This is a genomic window from Lutibacter sp., from assembly GCF_016342705.1.
Classification (GTDB): Bacteria; Bacteroidota; Bacteroidia; order Flavobacteriales; family Flavobacteriaceae; genus Lutibacter.
The window spans coordinates 131,734-147,982 of the sequence record NZ_JAEINV010000002.1; the positions used below are offsets into that span (position 1 = coordinate 131,734).

Here is a 16,249-nt window from a genome sequence, read left to right on the forward strand (position 1 = left end):
ATTTGTATCCAGTATTCTTATCATTCTATTATTTTTAAAACTACATTACCTGTCTTTTGTCCAGATTCAACGTATTTATATGCCTCCACTATTTGTTCCAATTTATAGTATCTGTCAATTACAGGTTTATACATACCTTTTTCGACTAATTCTTTTAAGAATGTAACATCCTCTTTATTAATTGATGGAATTGGAAATAAAACCCTTTTTCTACCAAAAAGGGGAGTTGTTAGGGCAAAAAATATATTCTCAGCATTTTTTCCTAATTCTGTTGAAATGTAGATTCCTTTTTCAGTTAGCAACGGCTTACACTGTCCAAATGAGCTTTTACCTACGGCATCAAATATGAAGTCAAATTTTGTTGCTGTATTTGTAAAATCTTGTGTTTGATAATCAATAACAATATTTGCTCCAAGAGATTTTATTAGTTCTACATTTTTAGTGTTACAAACAGCGGTAACATTTGTTCCAAAATATTTCAAAAGCTGAACAGCCGCCGAACCAATTGCTCCAGTAGCTCCATAAACCAGCACATTTTGGCCACTTTTAATTTTAGCGGCTCTAATATTATTCAAGGCATAATGCGCCCCTTCAGTAATTGGTGTAGCTTCATAGAAGTTTACGTTTTCGGGCAAAAATTCGATAGCTTCATTTTCAGCAATGGTTAAATATTCTCCATGTCCTCCAAAGGTTTTGTCATTATAACCAAAAACTTTATCCCCATTCTTGAATGTTGTTACATTCTTACCAACTTCTTCAATGATACCTGAGAATTCACAACCTAAAACTGTATATTTTGGTCGTAAAAGTCCACTCCAGAATCGAGAAATAAAATATTCAGCACTGCGAAAACCAGCATCTGTCCGATTTACTGTAGATGCATAAACTTTCACCAATACCTCTTTGTCTTTTGGTATGGGTTTGGGAACTTCCATTAATTTGACAACTTCTGGCGGTCCATATTTAGTATGTACTATTGCTTTCATTTTTTAATTGCAAATGGCATTTGTTTGGTGTCGGTTATTACTTATTCCATCTATTTGATTGCTGCCAATAGTTTTTATTTTTCAACCAATAGATATTCAGCATATCTAAAAGCAGTGACAACTAAATTGTTGCGATCTCGAGCATTCTCAGTAAATTGATTCAATATTTTTTTATTGATTTTTCGTCCTTTAATCATTACCCATTCAGGATTGTTTAACACACTCAAATCTTCAAGAGGATTTTTGGAAGTCACTATAAAGTTTGCCCATTTACCATTTTCAATGGTGCCAATTTGTGCCAATTCTTTATGGGTTTTGGAAGGATTAATTGTTGCCGTTTTTAAAACTTCATAGTTGCTTAACCCTGCTTCTTTGTACAATTCAAGTTCCTGGTGAATAGCATACCCGGGTGCAGTTATACCTATTCCTGAGTCTGTTCCGCAGATGATGTTTACGCCCGCTTCATTCATTCTTTTTATAATATACAAATGAAATTGATGTTGCTTATAAATAGACGCTTTAATTGCGCTATTATTTTCTTTTTCGTTTGCCCATCTATTGTATTGTGCTTTACTGTCTACCATTTGAATTAACGGATTTATATAATGTACGGGTTCCGATTTCAAAACATTTTCACCCTGCTCAAGCATTTCAAAAATCTTGTAATAACTGGTCAATGTTGGGCAAAATGATTTTTTGGTACTCACGAATTTTTGAATTATCGTTTCAAGTTTTAAACTGTCAAGTTTGTATTCAAGTGGTTGTTGGACAATTTCTTCTGCGTGTTCAATACTTGCTATTTGAGGATGAAATTGGTTTAGATACGGTATTTCCCGGCTGGGATGAGCTGCAATGGAAATATTGGAAACTATGGACTGCTCTATAATAGCATTTTCAATGTTTTCGGGTAAACCGGCATAGGTTTTAATAAAATTGAAACCTCGTTTTTTATAGGCTATAACCAATCGTTTAGCTTCTTCAGGCGTGCTAATTTGTACTTTGTCATCTCCTAAGTCGTTTTTGCCTGTTAGTTTTGGGCTTGAAGTAAAAAATAACGGACCAATAATATTTTCATCGTTTATGTCTTTTTTTATTCTTAAATGCATTGGATATCCCCATAAATTTCTAATCGTGGTAACACCATTGGCGAGATAAAGTCCAAGCTCTTGTTTGTCCCATAGGTGTATATGCATATCAATCAATCCTGGGGACAAAAATTTGTTCTCCCCATCTATAATTTCGGTGCCTTCCAAAACAATTGAATCTGCAATTTTTTCAATAATTCCGTTTTTCACCCAAACTGTTTTATGTGCCAATATGGTGTCCTTTGACATCGGTACAATATTGATGTTGGTTATTAGATAGGAAGTTTGTTTTAAGCTTGGGTTGTTTTTAATCTTGAGATATGTGGTATCATAAACATCAACAGCTAGAAAAACGATGCCTGCAACAGTTAACATCAATAGTAATGCTAAAATTATTTTTATAACCCGTTTTAGATATTTCATATTGTAATTATTGTTAACAATTTAGGCTAGGAAAAGTTGCGGATTAAAAAAAATTCTTTTTCGGTTTAAATTTAAGCATAAATTATATGCGGTGTTGTAAGCGGTTTTTTTATAAACTTTCTTTTTCAGCTTTTCTCCAAAAGTAAATGGCAAAAATAGTCGTTATAATCGGAATCATAAATCCATATTCATCAATCCAAAATGTAGTTTTATCATTAGAAATTGTTAAAGGTGTACATATTTTTTGAATGTAAATATTGTGAACAGAATGATATAGAACTGCTGGCCATAAACTATTCGATTTAAAAGTGTAATACGCCAGAATTACAGAAATTCCAATGATCATAATAGTAAAAGCTCCCATATGTAGCAAAAGGTTTTCGCTACTTCCATATATTAAATTAATTAAAGGAAAATGCCAAACGGCCCAAATTAAACCACTTATAATTGCAAGTGCTTTAAAAGACATTACTTTTCTCAATTCGAAGATTAAAAAGCCACGCCATCCAATTTCTTCTCCCAAAGTAGCACCTAAATTTTTTATAACACCAACTGTCAATAATAGAAAGATCATTACAACTATTACAAGTGTTTGGTTGGTACTTTCAATACCCAATTCATTACTCCATTGTAGGATTCTTTCAGTATTTATGAGATTTCCAAAACCAAATAACCAAATGAAGACATACGCAATTGAAACATACAATATGGGTGTGATGTATGAGTGTCTTAAGTATTTTAATTCTTTTAAACGCCATGGCAAACTTGAAATAGGTCTCATTCTAATTTTCAATGTAATTAAAGATGCCAGCGCTGGCGATAACATTAAAGCACCAACGTAAATACTCGTTGGGTTTAATTTTAAAATCGCATAATATGCTATGGAACTTAAGGCTGTAAGTAGCATTAAAAACAGCATTATTGTTTTCCACGTTTCTTTAATTTCCGATGCAGTTTTTGACATTTATTTTTTAGGTTAGTTTTAAAAAAGACGATGAGGTATGAGTTTCGTTACATTGCACCTAACAGTGGGTATAAAGGTTGTTTTTATGCCCATTAATATTGTTATGAGCTTTTTTTACGTCTCACTATTTTTACAATACGATTGTATACAATTTCTGCTAAATTCCAGTCATATCCATCAAAGTTGGTGGTATTGTTAAATTGAATCACCACAGTATCTATGTCTTTGTAGTATTTCGCAAAACTCTGATAGCCCGGGAGCAGGCCAGTATGCTCGTATTCGTAAATGGAAGAATAGATTTCCTGTTCCCCTTCCTTAAACACCGAACCATCGTTTAATGCTCGCAAGAATTTACCTACATCTTCTGCTGTAGCTAACATTAAGCCTGTATCCTCAGTCTTAAAATCTTTATGAACACCAACATAATAGCCACTCATCACATCGTCTATATTTACTTCACTAAGCGAACCGAACGTGTTTTTCAGCTCAAGAGGAATCAAAATTTCTTCCTTTATAAATTGCTGATGTGGATAACCTAACGTTATATCAATGAGATCCTCAATCAGCATATAATTGGTATTTGAATAGCCATAATCTTCATCCGGTTTAAAGTCAGCAGGTAAATCCAGTGCGTAATCAAGTGTTTCTTGTCTGTTTTTTGGCGGTTTTGTCCAATAATCAGGATGGTCTACAAAATTGGGAATACCACTGCGATGTTGCAGCATCATTCTCAAGGTTATTGTGTCTGAATATTCAATTCTTCCGGCTAGTTCCGGAAAGTATTCAGCGAGTTTTTTATCTAAAGACAAACGTCCGTCTTTAACTAGTTTTGTGGTAGCAACAGCCACGTATAACTTGGTGATACTGGCAATCTTGAATAAGGCTTGCGGGTAGGCAGGTATTTTGTTTTTTCTGTCGTGCCAGCCAGCGGCATAAAACTCCGGTGGCTTCCCAGCTTGATCCACATAAACAATCATTCCATCAAATCCGTGATTGATTCCTTCATTTAATTGTTCTTGGACTGTCTCGGGTAGTGGTAAAATCCAAGCCTTAACCAAAATCCAAGGTACGAAGTACATGGAGGATATGCTTGCAATAATAAATAGTATTCTGAGTATTCGTTTTGTTTGTTTTTTGTTCATAATGTCTATTTAAGGCAAGCGCACTTTTATTAAATTGCTCATAACGAGTTTTTATAATATTTCTGCGACTTGAAAATCGGTCGTTGAATGTTTGCCGTTAATATCAGTTCCAATTTAAGCATAAATTTTATGAGGTGCTGTGCTTCCTTTTTTAGCTATTATTATTGTATGAATTTCTTCAGTTCCATCAGCTTTTGCATAGTTTTTATGAAGCAATCTTTCCGTTTCAAAAAAATTAGCTTTGAGTTCTTTTTCGAGATTATCTAAATTATGATAATAAAAATATGTTCTATCTCCGCTACTTCCTGATATAAATCCTGAATTTTCATAATCTCCAGCAACAAAACTCAAGTAAAGTATTCCAGAAGAATTCAGTAGATTGTTACAGTCGGTTATAAGTTTTATACAGTCGAATTTAGATAAATATGGAATACAAAAACCACATACAATAGCATCAAACTTTTCATTTAAGCTATGAATTTCTCGGCTGTCCATTATTTCAAATTCAGCCAATGGATTATTCTTTCTAGCCAATTCAACCATATTTTCTGAAATGTCAATTCCTTTTATTTTTAAATTGGCATTTTTTGTTAAAAGATATTTGGTAATGTTTCCTGGTCCGCAACCAATTTCCAGAACTGAGGCGTTTGTCTTAATAATTAAATCAAGAAAAATATTATATGTGTCATTGTACAAGTCTAAATTCATAAACTTGTCGTGGTAGATTTGAGCTATTTTGTTCCAAGTCTCAAATGTCTCTTTATATCTGTCCATGATTGTTATTTAAAATGTAGCTATAAATAGTAGTATTAGTGTCGTTTAAAAAGTGTTAGCTGTTGTTATAATTTATAAGCCAGAATTATTGGTTGATAATAACCCGACTCAAATGGCATTAACCATTTTATCTTACTAAAACCTGCTCGCTTAAAAAGAGCCGTCATCTCATCTCTTTTATAAGCTCTATATTGTGATTTTCTATCAAAGGTTTCGTAATTATTTTCGTCCCCTTTTATTGTAAAGTGATTGACTAAGTACGTATTATCATCGTTCCAATCCCATACTTGAAAAGAGATAGTTCTATTTTTTTCGGAACCTTTTATATTTGGCTTTGTACTCGTGGGTTTTTCTTCCAATAGTTGATTGTAATCTCTAATACTGCCAATAAATAAACCATTAGATTTCATTTTTGAAAGCATATTTTTTGATGCGACAAACAAATCCTCATCTGTCAATAAATGTGGGAGGGAATTATCACATGAAATTACGATGTCAAAAATCCCTTCGACTTGTGATTCAAGTTTCATAAAATCAGCAACAGCAAAATTAATGTCAATATTTCTTTTTTCAGCTTCTTCTTTGGCCCTTTCTATCGCTTTGGGACTTAAATCTGTTCCTGTAACTAAATAATCATATTGTGCCAATCCAATCGCCTGTGTCCCAATTCCACAGGAGCAATCCAGTAAAGTTTTTGAGTCGATTATTGAATTTTCTTGAATGACTTTGTTCAATATTTTTGCTTGTTCATTTATCGTCACATCCCAATCATTGAAAATTAAGTGATAATCCATTGCTAATTCATTATAGAATTTCTTGGTTGATTGATTTTGCATATTTCTTCTGGCTATTTTGTTATTTGAAGTGCGTTTATCTTATTTTGCGTTCATTAATTTGTCAATATTAATATCAGTCAAGTTTTGCACGTTTCTTGTTATTTTTTCAATTTCCCAATCCCACCATTTTATTTCCATTAGTTGAGAAATTTGCTGTTCAGAAAATCTTTTCTTAATTTCTTTAGCGGGATTACCACCCACAAAGGAATAGGGATCGACATTTTTTGTGACTGTTGAATTTGTGGCAATTATCGCCCCGTCTCCCACTTTAACTCCAGGCATGATTGTCGCATTATGACCAATCCAAACATCATTACCGACAATGGTGTCTCCTTTTGTTGGGTACGTTTTTCCATCCATTGCATTTGACCAATCCTCTCCAAAAATGGCAAAAGAGTAAGCCGATATTGCATTTGACAAATGGATTGCCCCATTCATGATGAAAGTTACATCGTAAGCAATCATACAAAATTTTCCAATGATTAATTTGTCCCCTATGAAATCAAAAAGATATTTTACATTCTTCTCGAAATTCCCAACGTTTTCAAAATCATCACAATAGGTGTAATCGCCAACAATGATATTTGGATTGGTAATACAATTTTTCAGGAAACAAAGTTTCTCATACCCCTTTAAAGGGAACCTATTGTCTTTATTAGGGATTTCCATTCCTGTTTATTTTAAGTGATGCATAACATATTGACTCATTGAACTATGATTTAATCTATTGGAAAAACTTCGAAATCTGTGTAATCTTTCCAATGCTCAATCCAAGTTTTAAAAAGGCGTTCATCATTTGTTTCCATAAGTGTATTATACTGAAATAGGTTGACCATTTTTGATGGTTAATTCGTTTTTTTTAATTTGCGGCAACAACGGGTTTCTTATAAGATTTTTTGAGTGTTTAAGCATCTAATTTAGTAAATTCAAAGCGGATAGAAAATCCAGCAAGGATATACGTAAGTAAGCTTGCACCTGCAATAAATTTTATAAGGTGTTGGCAATAGTTTTGTTTTCTTTAGTCTTTATTTAATAAGTTATTTAGTGCTTTTATTGATCCCTCGCTACCTAATTCCACTGCTCTTGTATAACTTTTTATTGCTTCCTTTTCCTGGTTATAATTTAGGTAAGCTTCACCAAGGGAATCCCATAAATTACCATCTTTCGGAAATAATTTAATATTGAGTTTAAATATCTCTAATGCCCAACCAGTTTCTTTTTCTTTTTCCAATTTACTGTATCCTATTCTGTTGAGTATGGAAGGGTCATTAAATTCACCTTTAAGTTCCTTCTTCAGAAAAGAAGGTAATTCATCAGCGTTCGTTGGGTCATTTGTTCTCATAAATTCATGAATCAATTCATAAATATTTTTAGAAATTGGTGTAGCGTTGTAATTTGTATCAAAAATCATTTTACTTATTTCTCTAGCAACATATTCTGAATCATTTCCTAAAAATGCATTTGTTAAATAAATAACAACTACATCGTCATCTATAAATTTAACAAAATCTGCAAAATATATTCCATTACTGCCGTTGTGAGCAACGATTTTGGTCTCTCTGTCACTTTTAGATATTGCCCAACCATAACCATAATATGATGTCATTTTATCATTTTCTGCTACATACGGTGTTTCTTGGACTCTTCTAGTTTTTGATGTTAAAACTACATTGTTTTTTAAAGCAATTTGCCATTTGTATAAATCTTCAACTGTTGAATAAATATCACCTTTCCCTATACTATACCAATGTTTATCATTGTAAGGGAGATGTTGTTGAGTTGTTCCCCAGTCTACCCATTTCTCATCAGCGATATTGTAGTAGTAACCGTGTGCGAGTCTTTCTGTATTAAAATTGATACTTTTATATCCTGTACTTTTCATTTGAGACGGTTCAAATAAATAATCATTTAGAAAAGAACTATATATTTGTCCTGAAACTGACTCCAAAATGGCAGTTAGCATGATGTAATTGGCATTTGCATATTGGTGCTTTGTACCAGGTTTTGATTGTAATTCAGATTCAAAAAATTCTTTTAAAAACTGTTCTTTACTTGCCTCGTCATATCTAAAATCACCAGTTTTATTGGAAATACCTGACGTATGAGTTAATAATTGATGAATGGTTATATCCCTTTTGTCAATAGGTGTCTGAATAAAATATGAACTTATTTTATCTGATGTTTTAATTTTTCCTTGCTCTACAAGTTTTAAAATAGCTGATGCAGTAAATTGCTTGGTTACTGAACCAATATTAAAAACAGTCGAAGACGTATTTGGTATTTTATTTCTTCTATCCGCCCATCCATATCCTTTAGATAAAATAATTTCTCCTTTTCTTGAAACTAAAACAGCTCCGGAAAAGCCATTAGTAACACTCGCATTTAAATAAGAGTCAATTTTGTTTGCTAATTGAGATTTGTTGGTGAACTCTTTATTGATGTTTTGAGAAAAAGAGTCTAATGTTGGAATGATTAATAATATGGTAATTAATGCCTTAATAGATAAATTCATTTTACTTTGATTGATTGATTGATTGATTGATGACAAGTAAGTATATCTGTATTCAATTTTGTTACATATTTTATATACGGCTTGCAGCACGTTTATTAACCTATTTGTATTTCTTTTGTCCTTGAACCTTTAATGAGAAGCCAAAGCATAAATACCAATTCGCCCAATGCGGTAAACATAGTAAAGCTTGTATTGAGATCGGGATACAAAAACACTTTTAAATGGCCGACAACATAACCTATACCTGCGATGATTAATAACCAACCCATTATTTTGGGTATATATCCTGCTTTTAATACCAAAAAGCCAAGAAGAATAAGATATAAACCAAATAACACTAGGCCGAAAAACCATTCGTATTTGTAGGATTTAATATAAAAAAGCATGAATTCTGAAATTTGCTCCTGAGAATTCGAATGAAAGTAGGAAGCCCCTTTTGTTAGGGTAAACACCTTTATCAAATTCGTTACGGCCACAAGATAAACTCCAGTGTATAGTAACCGAAACCAAGCCGTGAGTAATGATAGACTTTTATTTACAGGCTTTAAAAATATATAAAGTGCCCAGGCTACAACAATATCTGATACTATTGTGATAAAGATCAGAAATATGGCAACATTAAATAAGAGTGAATTATTTGTGATATTAGATGCAGTTTCTAATGCATTATTTGGATTTACTAAATCTGGGATTATTTTAAATTCAGCAAATGGAACCGTTAAAGTCATAATTAACAGTCCAATTCCAGCTATTATAGCTGCTTTTGAAAGTGAGATATCTTTATTCATTTTGTAATTTAAAGCTGGATTAATTGGCTACAACTCATTTATATATGAACCATTTTAATGGCTTATATAAATTGTTATGCGTTCTTTTTAGACACTTAACTAATTCAATTATTCGTGTTTAATCTTTTGTTTTATTGTTTCTAAATTTTTTTGAAATAATTCGAGATTTCTATCCTCATTTGCGACAGCAATATCAACTGCTCGTTGATAGTTCTTATGGGAAGCTTCTAAATCTCCATTTATCATTAATAATTCTCCATAACTATCAAATGCATTTGCAGAGTTTGGATAGAGAATTGTATTTGCTCTCAAAATTGATTCAGCTATTTTTGGCTTTTCGTACGTCATTAAATATTCATAACCTATGTTATTTATGTCTCCTTCATCAAACAAATTAGCTTCTTGACATTTTTTTAATTTTTCAAAAATTATGTCGTCTGTTTCTCCAACTGTGTAGTGGTCAAGTTGGTTGCTTAAATCCGTAAACAACTGGTTGAATTTTTTATTTCTTTGGGCTCTATAAGTTTCTGCAGCTTTTTGGGCTAAGTCAAGTGTTTTATCATAAGTATCTTCAACGGTTGTTGCCACTTCTGGAATGACTCCAACGCCTTCCCAATTAGTTTTAGTCACTGGATTAATTGCTTTTCCTGTTGGAATAAAAACGCTCAAATTATCATTGATTCTCATACTACGTCCCGGATTGGCGCCTCCTCCGGTGGTTTGTCCTACTAACGTTGCCCTTTTTTGAGTTTGCATATTATATGAGAATTCTTCTGCTCCAGAGAAAGTTCTTTCGCTTGTCATAATAAATAAGGGAATATCTTGCATTTTTTGTCCTCCAACGTCATCCAATGTCCAAAACTCTTCTGTTGTATTTCCTTCTCTCCAATACAGGCTATTCAAAAGTAATTTCTGATTAAAAAAATAACTACATAAGTACTGAACCATGTTAGGGCTGCCCCCTCCATTTTTACTTAAGTCGATGATAATTGCATCTGTTCTTGACATTAATTTCATATAAGCATCTGCGACTTCCTTCCCACTCTCTAATCCTGCAAACCCTCTTAAGTCTATATAACCTACATTTCCATCCAGAATTTTAACAGATTTGAATCCTGCATTTCCCTCTCTGGATCTGTCAATTCGAGCAAGATGCTCTTCAAACATTCTTTCCTGAGATTTTTCTGGAGTCACATAAGGTTGATTAGACCATATACGCATATGCTTGTCCTTATTAATGGCTTGTACTGACTTCGTCAAGGCTACTGCCAAAGTTTCATCATTTTTAAACTGATCAAAATAGCCATCTAACATTTGAGCCTTTAAATGCTCTTCAGTCAACTTAGCAACTTCAGGAAATACATAAAAATCATTCATTAATTGCGAGATGCTTTGAATAACCTCTTCTTTATATTCTTTAGTATATGATGTGTCCTGTGCTTTGCATAAACTTATATTAAGAAGTAATGCTATAAACAGTATTGACAATCTTATAATAGTTTTCATTTATTAAATATTTTAGGAATCAAAATAGTGTTAAATATATAGCCTTTCTTATTTTTTCTTTAGTGCTTCAATTCTTTCTTTATAGGTATCATCACCACTTATTTCATAAGCTTTAGTTACAAATTTTATAGCATTGTCATTATCCCCATTTCTTTCATAATAATCGGCCATAGAATCGTAGCTATTGGGACTATTTGGGTAATACTCAATGGTAAGTTCAAAGTACATCTTAGCTCTTTCCATTTGGTCCATATCCATACTCATGTAACCCTGCATATTTATTAAGAATTCGGGAAAAGGAGGTACAGCGTAGCCGAAATGCGTTTCAAGTTTATGTTGTCGATACCTAACAATCTTATTAATTTCATCTGCAGTGGTAGTTGGCATATTATATTTGTCAACATTTTCCATCTGGTACCATTCAAAAACAGAAATTAAACCATCCATAATGGAAGGAAAGGTAATAGTCCCATGTAAATCTCTTTGATAAAACTTCCATTCAAAAGCTAATTGATTTTGCTTGTTTTGATTCAATATTTCAGAAAAAGCAATATTAGATCGTGAAAATATGGTAAAGCCTGTTGTGTCTTTTTTTATTTCATTTAAGGTCATCCCTGAACCTCCCAGCGACATAAATAATGACTTCCCTTTGTAATCAGCACTTGAAACTTTATCTTTTGCTTCCTTAATTAATTGTTGATTATCCCAATCCAAACTAGGATCAATCGCCAAATAATTGGAAAATAATTGTGGGTGATGAATTAGGGTGTAAATAGTAAATAAGCCTCCATAAGAATGACCAATTAACGTTCTAAAATTAGTAACAGGATATTTATTTTCTACAAATGGAATTAGTTCAGTCTCTATAAACTTACTAAAATTAGCAGCTTCTCCGTTTTCTTGTTTAAAAGGACTTCCATACATCTCAGTTACTTTTGAAGTTGTTAAGTCACGCATTCTGTTTTTATCGTTTGAAATGCCAACAATAACCATTTCGGGTGTAAAGCCACCACTATAATAGTTTTGTACATCATTCACTGTTGGGAGAAATACTTCACCATCTAAAACAAAAACTACTGGGTATTTTATGTTTTCATCGGGTTTGTAATCCGCAGGGAGTTGCACATAAATAGTTCTATATTCTTCTAAAGTTTTAGAGTAAAGACTATCAATAGCGCCTACTTTTTGTAAAAACTGATTATTTTGATTTGTTTGGGAGTGTGCCAATTGTAAAGAAAAGATAACAACTCCTGTGATTAAAAATATTTTAATTCTATTCAGCATTTGTATGTGATTAATTGTTAGTAATTGTTTTTATATGATTTGTGCGAGGCAAAAATCTCAAGTTGAATGTTTGTAGGTTTATTATTTAGTTTAAATGTAAGCATCAATTTTATCAGATGTTTCTATACATATTTCTATTTTATAGATGGTTCTCCACTATTAATTTTCTTGATTTATATATCTTAGACCTTCGTAAAGAGCTATTAATGGAACTGAGCGATGATTCTCTTTTTCAAAATACGCTATTTCGACATTTAGGTGCCCATCCGATTTCTCTTTCATTATGGCAAAAAGAAGGTCGTGTCTTTTTTTATTCCTTTCGTAATTATCCTCTCCTTGATTGGCAGTAGCTATATAAAGTTTTTTATTAAATGATATCGGGGAGATAGAATCGACTTTGTTTTTCATCATTTCTTCATTCCACCAAATACTTGGGTCTATAGAAATGTAAGCATTGAATATGCTACTTTTATCCATATAGGAATTTAATGTAAGAAGGCCTCCTAAAGAGTGTCCAACGATTGTTCGAGTCGGTTCCGTCCTATAGTTTTTTTCAATATATGGTACTAGTTCTTTTTGAATGAAATCCAAAAAGTTTCTTCCTCCTCCCATATTATTGGGGCGTTTGGTTTTTATTTTTGTGACAGTAAAATCTCGTTCACGGTCAACGTTTTCAATAGCTACAACAATAGTTTCTGGCATTAAATGGTTTCTGTTTCTATTAGAACTCATAAAATGTACTATTCCTGAGGCTGTTTTAAAATGTGTATAACCATCCAATAATATGATGATTGGATATTTTTTCTCTATTTCAGATGAATCATTGTATGAATCAGGAAGACTTAATAAGCAAATTCTGTCTTCATTTAGAATTCCAGAATGGATGTTGATTTTTTTCCCATTTACAATATCATTGTTATTCTGCCCAAATGTGAATTGAACACCAAAAAGAATAATATAAAAGGTGATTAGAAGGTGTTTCATAGTTTGTACTAAATGTTTGTTTTTTTAAATTACGCTTTTTTAACGAATAAAGTAACTGCTAAAAATTCTGTGTTTAATACATTTATTTAGGTGATTCGGCTTCCAATTCTAATAAATAACCAGGTATTTTAGGATCGTGTTTTGGTTTTTTTTGCAATTCTTTTAAAATGTTAATTTGAGCAACTCGTTTAGCATCATCATCAGCACAAGGTATGTCTGGTTTTACACCAACTACTTCCCAAGATTCATTGGTAACAGGATGATAATAACGCGTATAAGGAATGAAAGCTGTAAATCCTTGTGCCATTTCAAAAGGACGTATTCCGTGACCACCTCCAAGTGTGTTTTTTCCAACAATTGTAGCACGTTTATGTCCTTGTAAAGAAAAACTAAACATTTCTGCTGCTGAAAAAGTTTGATCACCTGTTAAAATATAAAGTGGTATGTTTTTAAGTCTTTCTAAAGCAGTTATAGGTACAATAAAATTATTTGGGTCAGATGAATTAATTTTCACATCAGCCAAGGTTGACCATACTTCTCTTTTTTCATTTGTAGAACGCGTAAAATTAACCGTTAATAATGTAGGTTCTTTCAAAAAGAAACCCGCCAACATAGCAACCGTATCCGGAGAGCCACCAATGTTATCACGCAAATCAATAATTACAGCATCCGAATTTGCAGCGAATAGCATTGCAGCCATAATTAAACTTCCTGAATAGGATGGAGGAATAAAACGGTTAAACTTTATGTAAGCTATATTACCATTTAGGTGTTCCATTTTTTTAAAAGAATAATTATCTTTAGCAATGTGGTCGTAAGAAGTAGGCATCATAAAGCGTTGTCCTGCAGGTTCTGATGGTGTTATTCTAAAATGCTTATCATTACTCCAAGCTACTAATTCATCAGAAAGGTGATTTGCAAGCTCATTTTTTTCTTTAAACCTGTCATATTTCCCTTCTCTTAATTCTTTCAATAAATTTTTCTTTAGCATAGGTGCTTTCTCACCAATAATATAATTCACAGCAATTGAGTCGGCTAAGTTTTTTACCAGTTCATGAATCTCGTTCAACTCAATAGGTTGCTGTTCTAAAGGCCTAGATTGAATTCTCATTCTTTGTCCAAAAATTTGACTGATACAAAGACTTAATATGATTACTAAATATGCTTTTTTCATTTCTTTATTTTAATTGAAAGTGTAGATAAAATTGTTCGTTTTTCAATAAGATTAAATACAATTTGCTATTATTTTGTTTAAAGTTGTTTCCATTTGAATTAATTCTTCTTCTGTTATTCCTTGGAGCGCTTTTTTTCTGTACTTTGTAATGATAGGATCTAAATCAGATAATGTTTTTGCTCCTATATCGCTTATTTTCAAAATAAAACGTCTTCTATTTCCCTCATTAATTGACCTTTTTAGATAACCTTTAATTACCATCAAATTAATCATTCGAGTAACAGAAGCTTTGTCCTTAAAGACAAGTATTGCAATTTCTTTCTGTGATAATTCGGGATGTTTCTCAAGAAAAAATAAAATTAAAGCTTGATCAACAGTTATATCTAAGGCCTTAGAAGAAATGTTATTTTGAGCAAATTTTCTGTATTCTTTAATTGCCCTTTCGATGGTGTAAAAAACTGTTTTGGTTGCGATTATTGTTTTCATATCCTTAATAATTGATGCAATAATAGTTGATATATCAATTAAAAAAAATAAAATTAACATTTTTTTAACAGGTTATAGTCAAGCAATAAGCATCAATTTTATGAGGTGTTAGCACTGTTATTTTTGTTCAACATACTTTAGAAGTGTTCTATATATATCCCTAACCTCTGACATAGCGTTTTCTGTCTCGGAGGTATTAACAAAAATTATTATACCGTTCCCATTTTCTCTTAAAAAATAGGCGTGGGATATCACTCCCGGATCATTTCCACTATGTCCAATCTTTTCTAAATCTACACTCCAGAAAATACCTTTCCTAAAATCAGATGAAATTGGGTCTTTCATCATTTCTTTATAACTAGTAGCCTTTAAAATATTATCCTCACCGTTATAGCCCTGAATCATTGTAATAAGATACTTACTAAAATCTGTAATGTTGGTCATAAAACCAGCATCGCCATAAGTAATTTGTTCATATTCTGGTGTTGGGTATCCATACCAATATAAAGTGGAAACGTTACTTGGTTGATAATTTTTTGAGGGCCAGCCAGACTTAGTCATTTGCAGTGGGTCAAGTATGTGTTTTTGAACAAATTCAATGTAACTCTCACCACTTACAAGGTCAATAATATAGGCAGCTATATTAGCGCCCATATTGCTATATTTATAGGTGCTTCCCGGAAGGCTATTAGAGAAGTTTTCTTTGCTGTACCAAATTCCATTTTCACTGTATTGATTTTCAATGAAATCGGAAATTGGCATCCATTCATTTATATTGAAAAGATCAACAGCCTCTTTTACCTCTTGTTTAGTTTCGTCAGGTAAATCATTATAAAAAGGCGGGATTTGGTCTTTGAATATATATGCTCGGTCATATTGATCACCATCAATAATACTCGAAGTATGGTTTGCGAGTTGCTGGATTGTTATTTTTTCATTTGGAAAATTTGGATTATAAATTTTAAATGGAAGGTAGTCGTTAATGTTATCATTAAGATTTAATTTACCCATTTCTTGTGCTTTCATTAAGGCAACTCCAAGCAAAGTTTTAGAAATTGAAGCAATTGGTTGTATTGTATTTATTGTATAAGGTGTTTTTGCTTCTAAATTAGCATAACCAAACCCTTTCGCATATACGATACTGTCTTTATTGACAATTGCAACAGCAAAACCAACAAGATTACTGTTAATGCTTATTTTATTTAACTTTAGGGTAATTGAATCACCGACATTTTGCGCTCTGATTGATGTGCTAATAGACAGAATAATAGTAAGTAAAAAAAGATTTTTCATTAGAAGGAAGTT

General features: G+C 32.2%; 16 protein-coding genes. All 16 read right to left on the minus strand.

The window, feature by feature from the left end; genetic code table 11:
* Positions 1–20 precede the first annotated feature (20 nt).
* The 16 genes from JEY78_RS02535 to JEY78_RS02605 all read right to left on the minus strand — a co-directional run bounded on the left by JEY78_RS02535 (position 21) and on the right by JEY78_RS02605 (position 16,237).
* Positions 21–986 (minus strand): NAD(P)-dependent alcohol dehydrogenase, encoded by a 966-nt coding sequence (locus JEY78_RS02535; RefSeq protein ID WP_291846522.1) that lies wholly within the window; start codon positions 984–986, stop codon positions 21–23.
* 74 nt (positions 987–1,060) lie between these two features.
* Positions 1,061–2,302 (minus strand): amidohydrolase family protein, encoded by a 1,242-nt coding sequence (locus JEY78_RS02540; protein ID WP_291846523.1) that lies wholly within the window; start codon positions 2,300–2,302, stop codon positions 1,061–1,063.
* A gap of 301 nt (positions 2,303–2,603) precedes the next feature.
* Positions 2,604–3,458, minus strand: coding sequence for a type II CAAX endopeptidase family protein (locus JEY78_RS02545; RefSeq protein ID WP_291846524.1), 855 nt, complete (start codon positions 3,456–3,458; stop codon positions 2,604–2,606).
* Positions 3,459–3,559: 101 nt separating this feature from the next.
* Complete coding sequence (locus JEY78_RS02550; RefSeq protein WP_291846525.1) at positions 3,560–4,600, minus strand: serine hydrolase; 1,041 nt, start codon at positions 4,598–4,600, stop codon at positions 3,560–3,562.
* A gap of 114 nt (positions 4,601–4,714) precedes the next feature.
* On the minus strand, positions 4,715–5,374 hold the full coding sequence (locus tag JEY78_RS02555; RefSeq protein ID WP_291846526.1) for a class I SAM-dependent methyltransferase: 660 nt from the start codon (positions 5,372–5,374) through the stop codon (positions 4,715–4,717).
* A 65-nt stretch (positions 5,375–5,439) separates the two neighbouring features.
* Positions 5,440–6,210, minus strand: coding sequence for a bifunctional 2-polyprenyl-6-hydroxyphenol methylase/3-demethylubiquinol 3-O-methyltransferase UbiG (locus tag JEY78_RS02560; RefSeq protein WP_291846528.1), 771 nt, complete (start codon positions 6,208–6,210; stop codon positions 5,440–5,442).
* A gap of 39 nt (positions 6,211–6,249) precedes the next feature.
* The gene (locus JEY78_RS02565) at positions 6,250–6,879 is read right to left on the minus strand and encodes a CatB-related O-acetyltransferase (protein ID WP_291846530.1); all 630 of its coding nucleotides are present in this window, start codon (positions 6,877–6,879) and stop codon (positions 6,250–6,252) included.
* 50 nt (positions 6,880–6,929) lie between these two features.
* Positions 6,930–7,046 (minus strand): DUF3303 family protein, encoded by a 117-nt coding sequence (locus JEY78_RS15755; protein ID WP_367158760.1) that lies wholly within the window; start codon positions 7,044–7,046, stop codon positions 6,930–6,932.
* A 182-nt stretch (positions 7,047–7,228) separates the two neighbouring features.
* On the minus strand, positions 7,229–8,722 hold the full coding sequence (locus tag JEY78_RS02570; protein WP_291846532.1) for a serine hydrolase domain-containing protein: 1,494 nt from the start codon (positions 8,720–8,722) through the stop codon (positions 7,229–7,231).
* Between the two features lie 95 nt (positions 8,723–8,817).
* Entirely contained in the window at positions 8,818–9,510 is a 693-nt protein-coding gene (locus tag JEY78_RS02575; RefSeq protein ID WP_291846533.1) for a DUF4386 domain-containing protein, read from the minus strand.
* 108 nt (positions 9,511–9,618) lie between these two features.
* Positions 9,619–11,016 (minus strand): S41 family peptidase, encoded by a 1,398-nt coding sequence (locus tag JEY78_RS02580; protein WP_291846534.1) that lies wholly within the window; start codon positions 11,014–11,016, stop codon positions 9,619–9,621.
* A gap of 48 nt (positions 11,017–11,064) precedes the next feature.
* Positions 11,065–12,300 (minus strand): alpha/beta hydrolase-fold protein, encoded by a 1,236-nt coding sequence (locus tag JEY78_RS02585; RefSeq protein ID WP_291846537.1) that lies wholly within the window; start codon positions 12,298–12,300, stop codon positions 11,065–11,067.
* 159 nt (positions 12,301–12,459) lie between these two features.
* Positions 12,460–13,284: an alpha/beta hydrolase-fold protein gene (locus JEY78_RS02590; RefSeq protein ID WP_291846538.1), complete on the minus strand. Its 825-nt coding sequence runs from the start codon at positions 13,282–13,284 to the stop codon at positions 12,460–12,462.
* Positions 13,285–13,366: 82 nt separating this feature from the next.
* Positions 13,367–14,458 carry a S41 family peptidase gene (locus JEY78_RS02595; RefSeq protein ID WP_291846539.1) on the minus strand — a complete coding sequence of 364 codons (1,092 nt, stop codon included), beginning with the start codon at positions 14,456–14,458 and terminating at the stop codon, positions 13,367–13,369.
* A 51-nt stretch (positions 14,459–14,509) separates the two neighbouring features.
* A complete protein-coding gene (locus JEY78_RS02600) occupies positions 14,510–15,004 on the minus strand; it encodes a MarR family winged helix-turn-helix transcriptional regulator (protein WP_291846540.1) in 495 nt (164 codons plus the stop codon).
* Positions 15,005–15,061: 57 nt separating this feature from the next.
* Entirely contained in the window at positions 15,062–16,237 is a 1,176-nt protein-coding gene (locus tag JEY78_RS02605; protein ID WP_291846541.1) for a serine hydrolase, read from the minus strand.
* Positions 16,238–16,249: the final 12 nt, after the last annotated feature.

Excerpts from the sequence above, each read along its gene's own strand:
- JEY78_RS02535 (WP_291846522.1), bottom strand. The coding sequence starts at position 986 with ATGAAAGCAATAGTACATACTAAATATGGACCGCCAGAAGTTGTCAAA.
- JEY78_RS02545 (WP_291846524.1), bottom strand. The coding sequence starts at position 3,458 with ATGTCAAAAACTGCATCGGAAATTAAAGAAACGTGGAAAACAATAATG.
- JEY78_RS02550 (WP_291846525.1), bottom strand. The coding sequence starts at position 4,600 with ATGAACAAAAAACAAACAAAACGAATACTCAGAATACTATTTATTATT.
- JEY78_RS02555 (WP_291846526.1), bottom strand. The coding sequence starts at position 5,374 with ATGGACAGATATAAAGAGACATTTGAGACTTGGAACAAAATAGCTCAA.
- JEY78_RS02560 (WP_291846528.1), bottom strand. The coding sequence starts at position 6,210 with ATGCAAAATCAATCAACCAAGAAATTCTATAATGAATTAGCAATGGAT.
- JEY78_RS02565 (WP_291846530.1), bottom strand. The coding sequence starts at position 6,879 with ATGGAAATCCCTAATAAAGACAATAGGTTCCCTTTAAAGGGGTATGAG.
- JEY78_RS15755 (WP_367158760.1), bottom strand. The coding sequence starts at position 7,046 with ATGGTCAACCTATTTCAGTATAATACACTTATGGAAACAAATGATGAA.
- JEY78_RS02570 (WP_291846532.1), bottom strand. The coding sequence starts at position 8,722 with ATGAATTTATCTATTAAGGCATTAATTACCATATTATTAATCATTCCA.
- JEY78_RS02575 (WP_291846533.1), bottom strand. The coding sequence starts at position 9,510 with ATGAATAAAGATATCTCACTTTCAAAAGCAGCTATAATAGCTGGAATT.
- JEY78_RS02580 (WP_291846534.1), bottom strand. The coding sequence starts at position 11,016 with ATGAAAACTATTATAAGATTGTCAATACTGTTTATAGCATTACTTCTT.
- JEY78_RS02585 (WP_291846537.1), bottom strand. The coding sequence starts at position 12,300 with ATGCTGAATAGAATTAAAATATTTTTAATCACAGGAGTTGTTATCTTT.
- JEY78_RS02590 (WP_291846538.1), bottom strand. The coding sequence starts at position 13,284 with ATGAAACACCTTCTAATCACCTTTTATATTATTCTTTTTGGTGTTCAA.
- JEY78_RS02595 (WP_291846539.1), bottom strand. The coding sequence starts at position 14,458 with ATGAAAAAAGCATATTTAGTAATCATATTAAGTCTTTGTATCAGTCAA.
- JEY78_RS02600 (WP_291846540.1), bottom strand. The coding sequence starts at position 15,004 with ATGTTAATTTTATTTTTTTTAATTGATATATCAACTATTATTGCATCA.
- JEY78_RS02605 (WP_291846541.1), bottom strand. The coding sequence starts at position 16,237 with ATGAAAAATCTTTTTTTACTTACTATTATTCTGTCTATTAGCACATCA.